The organism is Sphingobacterium mizutaii, from assembly GCF_900187125.1.
Taxonomy (GTDB): Bacteria; Bacteroidota; Bacteroidia; order Sphingobacteriales; family Sphingobacteriaceae; genus Sphingobacterium; species Sphingobacterium mizutaii.
Map to the genome: position 1 here is coordinate 1,794,333 of NZ_LT906468.1, position 13,213 is coordinate 1,807,545.

The window sequence follows — 13,213 nt, forward strand, 5'->3', positions numbered from 1 at the left end:
AGAAATGGTTGTGTTATTAGCTGAAGACGATGAATTAATCCTCAAAACTATCGAACATAAACTAAAAAAAGAGGGTTACGAAGTTATTTTGACAAGGAACGGAATGGAAGCGATCGATCTGTTGAATAAGGAAGAGATCGACCTTATTATCAGTGATATCATGATGCCTTTTGCTTCGGGTATTGAAATCCTTTCCGAACTGAAGAATTTAGAAAAGAGGATCCCTATTATCATGCTTTCCAGTATGGGACAAGAGGAGACTGTTCTGGAAGCCTTTGATTTAGGAGCATCAGACTTTATGGTCAAACCATTCAGTCCCAATGAATTGATCATTCGAGTAAATAGACTGCTGAAATAGCCTATGGAAAAAATGTTTACCCTTCATGAGTTGACATTAGGAATTCTAACCATATTGATTTTGGTTTTCCTATTTACGCTTGGCTTACTTATCTATAGTTTCCGAGCATATAAGCTGGAAATCAATAGAAAATATTGGAAGAATATGTTGAACGAATACTTGATGCAAGTAATCGTGGAGGGGAACCATAAGGATTTATATATTGATCCTAATTTATCGGAATTGCTTAAGCATGAGAATTTCAGGCGGTTCTTCTTAGGGCAACTCATAGAAGCAGATCGTAAGTTTTCTGGAGTTTCTGCTGCTGTGCTGCAAAAAGTCTTTTATTCGTATCAGTTAGATCAAGAATCTTATAGTTTACTCAGAAGCTATAAAGGGCATTTAATTGCTCGTGGAATTCAGGCTTTGACGATTATGAACGTTCGGGAAGCCTTACCCGAAATAGAATCAAAACTACAGCATCGAAAAATGAATGTGCAGCATGAGGTGCAATATGCTATGGTTTATTTCAATGGTTTTGAAGGTTTGTCCTTCTTAGATTCAAGTGAGGGGATTCTTTCAAATTGGCAACAGTTGCGGATTTTGAACAATATTAAATCTTTACCCAAAAATGCCGTTGAAAAGATAAGCAAATGGTTGGGTTCCAATAATCCATCGGTTTTGCATTTTGCCTTGAAGCTGGTTCGTAAATTTCAAATTTTCGAGTTGCATGATCAGGTGATCAGTCTCTTGGGAGATGATAATGAGCAAATAATAAAAGATGCCATAAAAACTCTTTTCAGTTTGGATTCGCAAGATACCTCCAAGCTATTGGCGATATATTATGGCAAAATGCAAGAAGACCTACAGCTTGAAATCCTCAAGGGATTTGGGCAGACGAGGGCCTTTGATCAATTAGATTTTTTAAAATCGAACTTAATGGAAAATCCTTCCAATCGGGTTAAGGTTTCTGCAGCTGAAGCTCTAGCGAATTTGGGAGAATTTAAATATTTAATAGACTTAAGTAATCAGTTGGCTCCTGAGGATCCTACTTTGATGGTTTTAAATCACGCTCTTCAGAAAAAATCCTAATTATGGCGGAAATTATCTATGTAATCATAGTTTGGTTATTCTTACTTTATTCCATTGGAATTTTCAGTGTATACACCTGGATTGCTCTATTTTCCTACGGTGCAGTTCTGCGCTATAAGCATGGAAATATCTTTACGGATTATTCCATAATTGCTTCCAATCCGAATGCACCAAGTTTCAGTTTGATTGCTCCTGCCTATAATGAGGGGATGACCGTGGTGGAAAATGTTCGTTCATTACTATCCATTTATTACCATAAACTGGAGATCATTATTGTCAATGATGGTTCTAAGGATGATTCTATGGACAGGCTGATTGAAGCATATCAATTAGAAAAGGTTTCCTATATAATTCCTGGAAATATACCGACCAAAGAAGTACGGCAGGTTTACAAGAGTAAGAACCCGGCATTTAAGAAATTAATAGTTGTCGATAAGGTCAATGGTGGTAAGGCAGATGCCTTAAACGTAGGGATCAATATTTCGAAGGCTGAGTATATCGTCTGTATTGATGTGGATTGTATCATTGAGCAGGATGCTATTTTGAGGTTGGCTAAACCATTTATGGAGCAGACTGATAAGCGTTTGATAGCTTGTGGAGGTACAATCCGTCTAGCGAACAATTGTAAGATTGAGAAGGGGAAGGTCGTTGAGGTTAATTTGCCAAAGAGCTGGTTGGGTAGAAGTCAGGCATTGGAATATATCCGAGCATTTGTATTAGGGCGAATGGCCTGGTCCAGAGCCAGTGGCTTGATCTTGATATCAGGTGCATTTGGAGCCTTTGACAAGGAGATTGTGCTTGCAAGTGGAGGTTATGATCCGAAGACCGTAGGCGAGGACATGGAGCTTGTGGTTAGGATGCGCAGGTACATGAAAGAGCATAAATTGCCCCATCAGGTTATTACCATTCCTGATCCATTATGTTGGACTGAGGTTCCCGAGGATAAGGCTGTTTTGAAAAAACAACGGAACCGATGGATGCGTGGAACAATGGAGACGCTATGGAAACACAGGAAAATGATGTTCAACCCGCGTTATGGCAAGATGGGTATGATCAGTTTACCTTATTGGTTCTTTTTCGAGTTTCTAGGTCCATTGGTTGAATTTTCAGGTTATGTTATTTTCTGGATATTTCTTTTTATGGGTCTTTTGAATTGGACTTTTTTCTTTGCCTTATTTGCTTTAGTCTTGTTTTCAAGTATTCTCTATTCAATTTATGCCATTTCAGTGGACTTGGTTAGTTATCAAGTCTATACGAAGCGGAAGGATTTGACCAAATTAATCCTGACGGCAGTAATTGAGCCCTTTTATTTTCATCCCATAGTCACGATGGCAGGAATCAGAGGAATGGTCGATTATTTCAAGAAAGGCCATACTTGGGGCGAGATGAAGAGGCAAGGGTTCTCGGATCAAGTCCATGAAACCTTCAAGGAGAAGGCAATTCGGATAGCAAAATCCATGTTCCGTGAGTTCAGTTCCGTAGCCAGTGTTTTTATGATCCTGATTTCGGTTTTCAGTATATTGGAATACTTTATTTACAGCCATAATATCCAGCAATTCAGTGGGCTGGGTTCATTCTTTGTGCTGTTGTTGAACAATGTGCTGATTGGATTTGTGATCCTTGTCCTTTTCTTTGTGATTTATGCTATTCTAGCAATTTTTAATAGGAATCTGTCCAGGATTGCGCTTCATACATTGGCGAGTTTGATTTTAGTCTCTCAACTTGTATTGGCTTTTTATTTTGCAGAGTCCAGAAATCTATTGGGTACTGATCTATTCTTTTATTCTGCAGATGAGTTAAAGAATATCTTGTTGGCAAGTGGGGTGTTGAATTGGTTAAATGTGTTGATCTTAATTCTTGGTTTAGGCGTTCTGTTCCTTGTATTCTATAAATCGAGTAAGCGTTTCAAAGGTTCCGGTAAATTGGCAGCAGTATTTTTGGGATTAGCGATCCTTGCCTTTGGTTATCTAACGATTGGGGAAGAGGTGAAGAGCTCTGCGAAAAATGAATTTCTGGAAACTGCTGAAAGAAGTAAACTTGGGTTTTTTATGGAAAGCAATGCCAAGTTGTTACTGGAGGATATCGAGGAAGGATTAGGTATGGGTTCATCTACTGCTAGCTATGCTCAATTTTCTGGGGAATTCCCTTTTATGAGAGTAGACCAAAGCAAAGATTTGCTTGGACCTTTGTTCCATAAGAGTGATTCTGTGCCGAATCTGGTCATTATCATCGTGGAGGGACTGGGAGAAGCCTACAGTAATCCAAATGGCTATATCGGAGACTTTACACCTTTCTTAAGTTCATTAAAGGATAGTTCCTTGGTTTGGGAAAATAACCTAAGTTCTTCTGGAAGGACCTTCTCTGTACTTCCAACGCTACTTGGTTCATTACCTTTTGGGAATTCAGGATTTTTGGAATTAAAGGAATATCCGGACCATTTTAACCTGATCAATATTCTTAAGCAAAACGGTTTCTCGACGGCTTTTTTCTATGGAGGAAATGCTGAATTCGACTACATGAGCAAATATCTGAATGCCAATGGAATTGATCGATTGGTAGATGAGAAAAGCTTCCCAGAAGGTTATAAGAAACTCCCGAGCAGTAATGGTGAAAGTTGGGGCTATGAGGATCAAGCGGTGTTGGATCAATTAAGATTGGCCGATCAGGCTAAGAATAACCCACATTTCCATATTGCCCTGACTTTGTCTACCCATAATCCTTTTCTGATAAACGACGAGGCTAAGTATGCTGCCATGTTTGATCAAAGAGTGCAGAAGATTAAGTTGAACAATATCCAAAAGAACTTTGCCCTAGAAAATAGAAAGCAATTGATCTCGGTATTGAATGTGGATGATGCTTTGAAGAATTTCTTTCAGGCCTATCAACAGCGAAGTGATTTCAAGAATACGATCTTCATCATTACTGGAGACCACAGTATGCCTGAGATTCCATTGCAGAGCAAGATAGATCGCTACCATGTACCATTGATTGTTTATTCGCCTTTATTAAAGACAAAGAGAAGGTTCCAAAATGTAGTCAGCCATTTTGATCTTGCCCCATCCATTCTAGCTTATTATAAACAGAATTATCAATTGAAGGTACCGCATGAGGTAACCTGGGTAGGACAGGGTTTGGATATTGGGGCTAGCAAAAAAAGCTTGGGGATTCCAATGATGCAGAGTAAATCGCAGTTGATTGATTTTGTTTCTGCGGATCTCCATTTGAACTCTGGAGCTGTATATAAATTAAATAAGGACCTGAGCGAAGATAGGATTGATAATAAAACCAGTGCTGAAGAGCTGAGCCAAAGGTTTGAGACCTTCAAAAAAATGAATAGGCAATTTACCTCAAAAATGAAGCTATTGCCTGACAGTGTTTTTACTTCTTATTTTAAACGATAGGTTTTAGAATCTTCTTCTATATCCAACGGTGAAATCAACCTGATTGTCTCTAGTTTTTGGTTTGTATTCAACATTATAATAAGTTGATGAGATGTTGAATATATTCTTGGATTTTATACTGAAGTTGTAGTCTAGTCCAGATTTAAAAGTTTTCAATTTATAGAGGTTGTCAAAGAGCATGAAATCTCTGTTTTGATCGGGACTGATACCTGTTCCCACGATAAATCCTAGATAGCCATCCGAGCCCTTGGTGTAATATCTAACTGTAGCCGCATAAGATTGAGAGATATTATTTTCACTTGGGGTCAGGTAAGTTCTGGCATTGAACCAAAAGTTTTTATAGTATTTACCGATAGATGCGGTGTACATCCAAACATTATCAGTGAATTTTAGTTGCCTGAAACCGACCTCTGCCTCAAAGCTTGCCGGAAGGTTGGCATAAAGGGATGCTGCGGTTCTGAATTTTGGGAACAATCCTGTGCTATTTGAGTAACCTGTTCCTAGGTACATATAGAACATTTTGGAAATGCGGGGGTAGGCCTCTAGTTCAAATTGAGTTCCATTGCTTCCGAATTTGTTTGCCAGGTTTGCCCTGAAAATAAATGATCCGATTGGAGTACCTCTTTTATAGCTTAAGGCTATATTGTGCCAATTGTCTTCAAACTGCTTGTCAAAATACATCCAGTTGTAAGTGACACCGACCTCATTGATGCCTACCTGTTCTTTAATGGCCATTTGAAGGGTTCTGGCATCTGCATTTTTTGGGTCAATTTCCAAGATTTCATCTAAAGTTGCTTTAGCCGTCTTATAGTCTTTGGTACTATTCGCGATTTTGGATTTTAACAAAAGAAGATCCATTGATTTTGCATCATAGGTCATTCCCTTATTGACAATTCGAAGTGCTTCGGGATAATTGTCTTCCCAGTATTCAAGGGATCCAAAAGCAAAATAAAAATCAGGATCTTTGGTTTCTTTGACCTCAAGTTGCTTGAATACGATTCGAGCAGAGTCGATCTTGTCCATCCAAGTATATAACCTTCCCAAGAATACAGAGATATCAGTATAATCTGGGTTTTTTGCTAAGGCTGTTTTTGCTAAATTTACTGCAGCGGGGTAGTTTTTGTTGTCAAATGCTTCTTTGCGAGCGGCTTGGAACAACTCATCAGCATTCAAATTGCTTTCCTGAGCATATAGCTCCTGCATACCAAAACTCAAAAAAAAGACTAGAATAGTTAATAGTTGCGTTTTTAGATTCATAAGTAGATTGACTCGATAGAGAACAAAGGTAATCTCTTTAAATGGATTTATGTCTAAACAAATAGATTTTAGGATAAAAAAATTATCACAAATTGTGAACATAACAATAAGTTTTGGGGTTTGGTTTGTTTTATTTTTCTTTAGGGTATAAATTAACCATCAAATTAAAGATTTAAGGATGAGTCTAGAATTGATAATCAAAGGTGTGATCGTTGGCGGGATGTTTCTGCTGGCCTTTCTAAATTTTAGTAATGCCATCCGAGTAAATAGAAAAGCAAATATTTGGTTTGGCTTTTTTGTTTTATTATGGTCTACCTTCTGGTTAGATGAAATGATTTTTCCAGATAATGTATTCCCGAATATTTCAATCAATATCATTTTCCGATTTGTTCAATTCTTAGTTCCATTGAGTTTTTTAATTAGCGTTTTTTATTACACAAATCCACAATATAAATTAAAGAAGAAAGACTACTTGTTGTTTTTATTACCACTAGTCTTTCTTTGTGTTTTAATAATTGGGAAGGGGAATCCTCAAGGATATAATAAAACGATATTGATGATGTTGTTTTTTGTACAAGCCTTGTTGTGTACTGTCTTAGCCTACCTCAAAGTAAGGAAACATCAAAAGGTCATTCAATCCTTTTCTTCCAGTACTTTAAACATTGATTTGCGCTGGATAAAATACATTATTTACAGTTGCATAATTTCTTCGATTCTAATTCTGATCTATAACCTATTATTTCCTGAAAGTAACCTCAATACCATTATCAATATGTTTTTCTTGGCTGTACTCTATTTAGTGGCATTTTATTCAATGCGTCAAGGGGAAATTTATCCTAAAGGGATCGATGTAGAAGAAACCTTGGATATGGCAGATGAGGATGAAGGGGATCGAACTGAACTAAAAATTAAACTCTTGTCAGATGAAGAGTTGGCTGTTTATAAAGAAAAATTAAGTCAATTGATGATACGGGAGGAGTTGTTTTTAGATAGTGAACTTAATTCACTGAAATTAGCAAATCACTTAGGGATAACGATCCATCAATTATCCTACATTATTAATTCTGGGTTTGGGATGAATTTCTTTCAATTCATCAATAGGTATCGAGTAGATAAAGCGAAAGAGTTATTGCTAGATGAAGCAATGATGCCCTATAATATGATTTCAATTGGCTATGCTTCAGGCTTTAATTCCAAGACTGCCTTCAATACCGTTTTCAAAAATATTACTGGACAGACACCTTCTGAGTTCAGAAATTCCAGGAAATAGCAGTTTTTCAATATTTAATTGGTGCTAATTTATAAACTTGAACTTGTAAAGTGTAGAATATTAGTGTGTTATATATGGATAGGCTTTTGTTGTTCTGATCTATAACTCAAAACATAATGAGCTTGGTAAACTATTAATTTGGCCCTTGAACAGATTCATTTTAAGGGTAAATAAATTAGTTTATGAAGTATTATCAAGAAATAGCTATCAATGCAGATTTAGAATTGATTGAAGAATTATTGGTTCGATATGATCATATTAAGGTTTGGGAAAGAGGGTTTGAAATCTATAAGGAATTGATAGTGGACCACAAAGAGAAGTGTATTACGCATTGGGATATCGATAGAAATATAGATTATACTTATCGGTTGAAGGATAACATACTCGGAACAAAGTTGTGTTTAGAAGCGATATGTCTGGAGGATGGAATTGATTGGGATGTTATGGGGATTCAAGTGTATATGCAAAGAGCTTTAAAAGGGATAAAAGAAAGAGCAGAGGAAAATTAATTCTTCTGCTCTTATTGCTTAGTTCAATTAAATAGAATCTTTATTAAGGTTGGTAAACCTGTAGGCTAATAAAGGATTTCTCCGTGTTAGACCTGTAAATTCTTTGGGTATTTTTTTGGTAATCGGATTCTTTTGAATCATTGTAAAGATCCATAAACTTACCAGGGTTGATGTCCAGCATTGGGAACCATGATCCTTGAACCTGTACCATGATACGATGACCTTTTTTGAAAGTGTGGAATGCATCCGTAAGGTCAAAATTCAACTTGGTAGCTTGATTAGGAACCATTGGTTCTGGTTTCTCCAAGCTATTCCTGAATTTAGCACGGATAGGATCGCCACGTAATAACATCTGGTATCCTCCCATTTTAATGTTCTGAGGGTTTTCCTTAGGGTCTTTACTGTCGTTTGGATAAACATCGATCACCTTGACAATAAAGTCTGCGTCTGTTCCAGAGGTTGAGGCTACTAAATGAACGCCGATACTGCCGGCAATCGTTAAGTCCTCTTGTAAAGGCTCAGAAACATAAACCAGGACATCTGGTCTTCTGCTTGCGAACCTCTGGTCTTCAACCATCCAATCATTGCCGAACCTTGTGGTAATTTCTTGGGTAAAAGGAACTGGCTTCTTTGGGTCGTGGATAAATTCATCAAAGTTTTCACCGTCCGTTTTAGCATTTTCAGCTAGCTCGCCGTTAGGATTTAAATACAGATTTTTAGTTTGTAGCTCTTTTGGTGGCCATTGATCCAAATTATGCCATTTGTTTGCTCCGGTATTGAAAGCCATGACCTTTGGAAGGTCCATAGAACCCTTTCCTTTTAGGTGATAGTTGTAGAATTTCAATTCCAATTCCTGACGGTAGTACTCACCAGTATTGCTATCCCAGTAGATATTAGCAGAACGGTCACCTTTTTGGGATGACCAGCTGCCATGGTACCATGGGCCTAAGATCAGGCGGTTGGAGGTGTTTTGACTTTGACTCTTGATGCCTTGGTACACATAAAATGGTCCACGGATATCCTGTGCATCGAACCATCCACCCACAGTCATTACCGCTGGTGTGATGTTCTTTAAATGTGGACGAACATTTCTGGATTTCCAAAACTCATCGTAAGTAGGATGGTTTCGGTATTCCTCCCAGTGGATGTTTTCACCTTTGAAAAAGTTTTTGTTCAGGTTGGAAAGTGGTCCCTGGCGCAACCAGAAATCATATCCGTCTGGAGTATCGTATTGCATGTTTCCAGCTGGGTACTTTTTCAATGGAACTGGTCTCTTTACACCAAAATTGTTAATGAAATTGATGTTATGTGGCATCAGAAATGCACCATTGTGGACCATGTCGTCCCCTTGCCATAGGTCTGCCATAGGAGCAGAAGGCATTGCGGCTTTTAAAGCAGGGTGGGCATCAATCATTCCGGCAACCACATAGAAGCCAGGATATGAGCCTCCGTAAGTGCCTACTTTTCCATTGTTGTTCTTGATGTTTTTGACTAACCAGTCGATGGTGTCGTAGGTATCCATGCTCTCATCCCATTTTTTTGGATCAGCTTGATTAGGTGCCATCCAGGTAAATGTTCCTTCGGACATAAACCTGCCACGTACATCTTGGCGAACGAAGATATAGCCTTCGCGAACCAGTTCCATGGAAGGGCCAAAACGACTGCTAGGGTAATTTTCCTCACCATAAGGTGCGCAGCTATAAGGCGTACGCATCATCAAGAAAGGGTAGTTTTCTTTTTTGTCCTTTGGACTGTAAACTACGGTGAATAATTTTACACCGTCGCGCATGCCGACCATATACTCCTTTTTATCGTAATGTTCGCGGAAGTAAATGGAATCTTGATTGATTGCTTGGGCAATGGATTGCGAGCAAAAGATGCCAAGCAAAAGGAATAGACTAACCGTCCATTTCCATAATATTGATCTAGCCATTATTTTAGGTATTTGTCAAACCAAGCTAATAACTCCTTGTTGTTGTGTAGCCTATTTTTTGGCTGAGCCATTCCATGGCCTTCATTCGGATAACGAACGAATCGAGTAGGGATACCTACTTTTTTCAGGCCGATAAAGAATTCTTCAGCTTGGGTAATTGGAACATCCATATCGTTTTCACCATGGACGATAAGGGTAGGAGTCTTCACTTTGTTGATGTGAGCCATAGGAGAGAAGTGCCATAAGAGGCTATAATTATCCCAAGGCATGCCATTGAATTCAGTCTCAATCAGATCAGGGTAGATCGAGGTACCATAGAATGAAATCAGGTTGCTGACCGATGCGCTGGTTACAGCAGCTTTGAAACGATCGGTTTGGGTAACTACCCAGTTCGTCATAAATCCGCCGTAAGAACCACCGGTTACCCCCATTCTGTTCTTATCCAAGAATGGATATTTTTCAAGGGCATAATCCAATCCTTTCATCAGGTCTAGGTAATCTCCTCCGCCCCAAGCTTGATAAGTACCGTCAGAAAATTTCTGTCCGTAGCCTGTTGATCCTCTAGGGTTGATAAATACTACGGCATATCCCTTTCCGGTCAACACTTCTACGATATCGGTATAACTATAACCGAAAGCGCCGTGAGGACCACCGTGGATCCGTTGGATAACCGGGATCTTGGTACCAGCTGGAACATTGGCTGGATAAGCAATAAACCCTTGTACATCGACTCCATCATGCGATTTGAACCAGAAGCTTTCTTTTTTAGAAAGGTCCTTGTCTTTTAACCAATTGCTGGATTCGTTAGTCAATTGGGTGACTGTTTTGCCTTCATTATCAGACATGTATACTTCATTTGCTGAATTGAAGTCCGACATGGTAAAGGAGATTCTCTTGTTGGATACATTGACAGCTCCAACGCTAGCTTCCTTGTCAATTACTGGAGTAAAGGTTTTGCCATCGATACTTCCTTTGTATAAGACACGTTTGCCATGTCTTGGGAATCCGAAGTAGAAATGCTTGCTATCATCCATCCATTCGCCACCGCTTAAGCGTTCGTCCAAATCAGTCGTTAGACAAGTAACCTCGCCATTAGCAACTTGATATAGGTAAAGCTTAAGGTCTTCTGGGGAACTATCTTTGGTGTTTAGTGGACGGATAGTAGCAGGGTAAAGGATATATTTTCCATCGGGACTCCAATTCGGGTTATGTTCAGTACCAATGGTATTGGTAATCTGTTTTACGTTAGAGTTGGAGATGTCGACAATGAACAGGTCGTTGTTGTAATTGTTGTCCGGATCGGATGTGTGATTGGATACGTAAGCAATCCTTTTTGAGTCTGGTGACCAAGTCAAGGAATGGCTGTCGAATTTATCATCAGTCAATACCTTTACATTGCCGGAAGCTACGTCCACCAAATGGATTTTCGTCAATACATTATCCGAGAAGGAAGTTCTGGATTTGTAGAGGATCCTTTCGATAACCTTAGGGGCAGCAGGGTCGATTTTGACCTGTGCTTTTTCGGCATCTGCACCTACGTAAGCGATATATTTTCCATCAGGACTCCATGCATAATTCTTCCTAGCTGAGTGGCCTAGGAAATGGTTGCTTGAATATACTGGAGCAACAAATTTAGGGGTATTATCGCCAGTTGTAATGTAGAATATTCCCGATTGGCCATTGATATTGCCGCGGAATGCCAGTTTAGTTCCATCAGGAGACCATTGTGGATCGCTGACTTGGGTAGCAACGGTTTCTTTCTTGCCTGATTTGATATCGAGGATAATCAATTCAGATTGTACTTTATTGGCTTCCAAATTGGTTTTTGCTTGAACATAAGCTAACTTTTCGCCATTTGGAGATAATGCTTGCCCAGCGATGGATGGCATAGAAAAACTCGTTTCTTCTGTTATTTTTTGTTGGGCTTGAAGGGAGCTGCCCATATATACAGCTCCCATCAATAATAGATATTTTAACTTCATATTACTTTACTTTTTTGATGTTATTTATTTTTATAAAGGTCCCAGTTCACCTCAGCTTGCGGCAATGGGAATTGGGTAAATACTTTTCCTTTATCATAAGTCGCATCAATTGCTTCATTCATATTGGTATATAAAAGACCTGGTCCGGTATAGCGTCTTACGTCTACCCAGCGGTGACCAGCAGGTTCTGCCCAAAGAGAATACCTACGTTGGTAAAGGATTTCTTTCAACAGGCTGTTTTTGTCTGTAGGACCAGTGTATTTGCCAATGTTAGCTGCTTCGCGGATAATATCGATGCTAGCCACTGCATTGCTGGTTTGTCCTAATTGTGCTTGCGCTTCGGCCTTGATTAGGATCAGTTCTTCGTTTTTGATAAAAGTTACCGGCAGGGTATTGGTCGGATAGCGGTTGTCTTGGTATTCACCGGTTAATGCCACAGTAGAAGTGGTAACTACGAAAGGCGTAGTCATTTTCAAGAACTTCTTGGCAACACGGCTATCCCCAGGAGTCGCATCGGCAATCAGTCCCGGATTCACGACTCTTAAGTTTCCAGGGTTTGGAATATTTAAAGCCATAAATAAGGGGTTGTTCAGGTCCGCGCCACTGCTGAATGTATGTTTAGGACCTTCTTCTAAATTTCCGTTCTCTGCGATGAATGAACCCGATAATGCATCCAGAGCCCCTTGCCAATCTTTGCGATAGATCGCTAAGCGGGCAGAGATGGCACGGTTAACCTTGGCCAAGCCTGCAGGATTGTTGTAACCAGAAAATCCAGTGCTTAATTTAAATGGAAGGGTAGTACCTGCTTTTTTAAGGTCCTCGAAACCTGCGTCCAACTGAACTTTGATGTAATTTAGAGCTTCGTCATAAGATACAAAAGGTCCGGGGTTCAACTCATCTTTAACATCCACGCGGATACCGTTTTGGTACAGCCAGTTGGCAGGAATCATGTATTGATATCCCATGATGGTCTTTGCAAATCCTGAAACTGCAGCTTTATCAGTTTCATTCATTTTGTCGGTATTAGCCAAGGCATCCAAGATCAAGTTTCCCTGGTTGATTGCACCGTAGGGAGAGGCATAAGAACCACCACCTGTTGTTCCATAGCCGAAGACGTTGGAGTTAAGGGTATAGTCATTCAATCCTAACCATTCGGTCATGTTTCGAGTATCGGAAGAGTTCAATAACCAGATTTCACGGCCTAAGCTCGCCCAACCATTCGTTACGTTGGAGACATAATCACGGTGTCTAGATTCTAAGCCTGTCACTAAATATTGGATCTGTTGTGGAGTTGCATTGTTATTGACCGAAGCAACCGACGGGTTGTTTGGGTCTATCATAGGCTCGATGTCAAACGGATTGCAAGAAGCTAGCAAGCAAACTGACGAGAGCATGAATATGGAGTTTTTTAATGTTGTCGTTTTCATGATAA

At 39.3% G+C, this 13,213-nt stretch carries 9 protein-coding genes; 5 read left to right on the forward strand and 4 right to left on the reverse strand.

The window, feature by feature from the left end; all coding sequences use genetic code 11:
- Positions 1 to 4 precede the first annotated feature (4 nt).
- The 3 genes from CKW03_RS07710 to CKW03_RS07720 are packed head-to-tail and all read left to right on the forward strand — an operon-like array spanning position 5 to position 4,830.
- Positions 5 to 358: a response regulator transcription factor gene (locus CKW03_RS07710; RefSeq protein ID WP_093095545.1), complete on the forward strand. Its 354-nt coding sequence runs from the start codon at positions 5 to 7 to the stop codon at positions 356 to 358.
- A gap of 3 nt (positions 359 to 361) precedes the next feature.
- On the forward strand, positions 362 to 1,429 hold the full coding sequence (locus tag CKW03_RS07715; RefSeq protein ID WP_093095547.1) for a HEAT repeat domain-containing protein: 1,068 nt from the start codon (positions 362 to 364) through the stop codon (positions 1,427 to 1,429).
- Positions 1,430 to 1,431: 2 nt separating this feature from the next.
- A complete protein-coding gene (locus CKW03_RS07720) occupies positions 1,432 to 4,830 on the forward strand; it encodes a sulfatase-like hydrolase/transferase (protein ID WP_093095549.1) in 3,399 nt (1,132 codons plus the stop codon).
- Between the two features lie 3 nt (positions 4,831 to 4,833).
- Here CKW03_RS07720 and CKW03_RS07725 read toward each other — a convergent pair whose 3' ends face one another.
- The gene (locus CKW03_RS07725) at positions 4,834 to 6,033 is read right to left on the reverse strand and encodes a YaiO family outer membrane beta-barrel protein (protein ID WP_197700991.1); all 1,200 of its coding nucleotides are present in this window, start codon (positions 6,031 to 6,033) and stop codon (positions 4,834 to 4,836) included.
- A 232-nt stretch (positions 6,034 to 6,265) separates the two neighbouring features.
- Here CKW03_RS07725 and CKW03_RS07730 point away from each other — a divergent pair, with 232 nt between their 5' ends.
- Entirely contained in the window at positions 6,266 to 7,357 is a 1,092-nt protein-coding gene (locus CKW03_RS07730; protein ID WP_093095553.1) for a helix-turn-helix domain-containing protein, read from the forward strand.
- 182 nt (positions 7,358 to 7,539) lie between these two features.
- Positions 7,540 to 7,866 carry a hypothetical protein gene (locus CKW03_RS07735; RefSeq protein WP_093095554.1) on the forward strand — a complete coding sequence of 109 codons (327 nt, stop codon included), beginning with the start codon at positions 7,540 to 7,542 and terminating at the stop codon, positions 7,864 to 7,866.
- A 43-nt stretch (positions 7,867 to 7,909) separates the two neighbouring features.
- Here CKW03_RS07735 and CKW03_RS07740 read toward each other — a convergent pair whose 3' ends face one another.
- From CKW03_RS07740 to CKW03_RS07750, 3 genes are read right to left on the reverse strand one after another with little or no spacing between them, the layout of a single operon-like run.
- Positions 7,910 to 9,799: a CocE/NonD family hydrolase gene (locus CKW03_RS07740; RefSeq protein WP_093095556.1), complete on the reverse strand. Its 1,890-nt coding sequence runs from the start codon at positions 9,797 to 9,799 to the stop codon at positions 7,910 to 7,912.
- Positions 9,799 to 11,781 (reverse strand): S9 family peptidase, encoded by a 1,983-nt coding sequence (locus CKW03_RS07745; RefSeq protein ID WP_093095558.1) that lies wholly within the window; start codon positions 11,779 to 11,781, stop codon positions 9,799 to 9,801. Before CKW03_RS07745 ends, CKW03_RS07740 begins: the two co-directional genes overlap by 1 nt.
- A gap of 20 nt (positions 11,782 to 11,801) precedes the next feature.
- Positions 11,802 to 13,208, reverse strand: coding sequence for a RagB/SusD family nutrient uptake outer membrane protein (locus tag CKW03_RS07750; protein WP_093095559.1), 1,407 nt, complete (start codon positions 13,206 to 13,208; stop codon positions 11,802 to 11,804).
- Positions 13,209 to 13,213: the final 5 nt, after the last annotated feature.

Coding starts and splice junctions, on each gene's coding strand:
- CKW03_RS07735 (WP_093095554.1), top strand. CDS start 7,540: ATGAAGTATTATCAAGAAATAGCTATCAATGCAGATTTAGAATTGATT.
- CKW03_RS07725 (WP_197700991.1), bottom strand. CDS start 6,033: ATGCAGGAGCTATATGCTCAGGAAAGCAATTTGAATGCTGATGAGTTG.
- CKW03_RS07750 (WP_093095559.1), bottom strand. CDS start 13,208: ATGAAAACGACAACATTAAAAAACTCCATATTCATGCTCTCGTCAGTT.
- CKW03_RS07720 (WP_093095549.1), top strand. CDS start 1,432: ATGGCGGAAATTATCTATGTAATCATAGTTTGGTTATTCTTACTTTAT.
- CKW03_RS07715 (WP_093095547.1), top strand. CDS start 362: ATGGAAAAAATGTTTACCCTTCATGAGTTGACATTAGGAATTCTAACC.
- CKW03_RS07730 (WP_093095553.1), top strand. CDS start 6,266: ATGAGTCTAGAATTGATAATCAAAGGTGTGATCGTTGGCGGGATGTTT.
- CKW03_RS07710 (WP_093095545.1), top strand. CDS start 5: ATGGTTGTGTTATTAGCTGAAGACGATGAATTAATCCTCAAAACTATC.
- CKW03_RS07740 (WP_093095556.1), bottom strand. CDS start 9,799: ATGGCTAGATCAATATTATGGAAATGGACGGTTAGTCTATTCCTTTTG.
- CKW03_RS07745 (WP_093095558.1), bottom strand. CDS start 11,781: ATGAAGTTAAAATATCTATTATTGATGGGAGCTGTATATATGGGCAGC.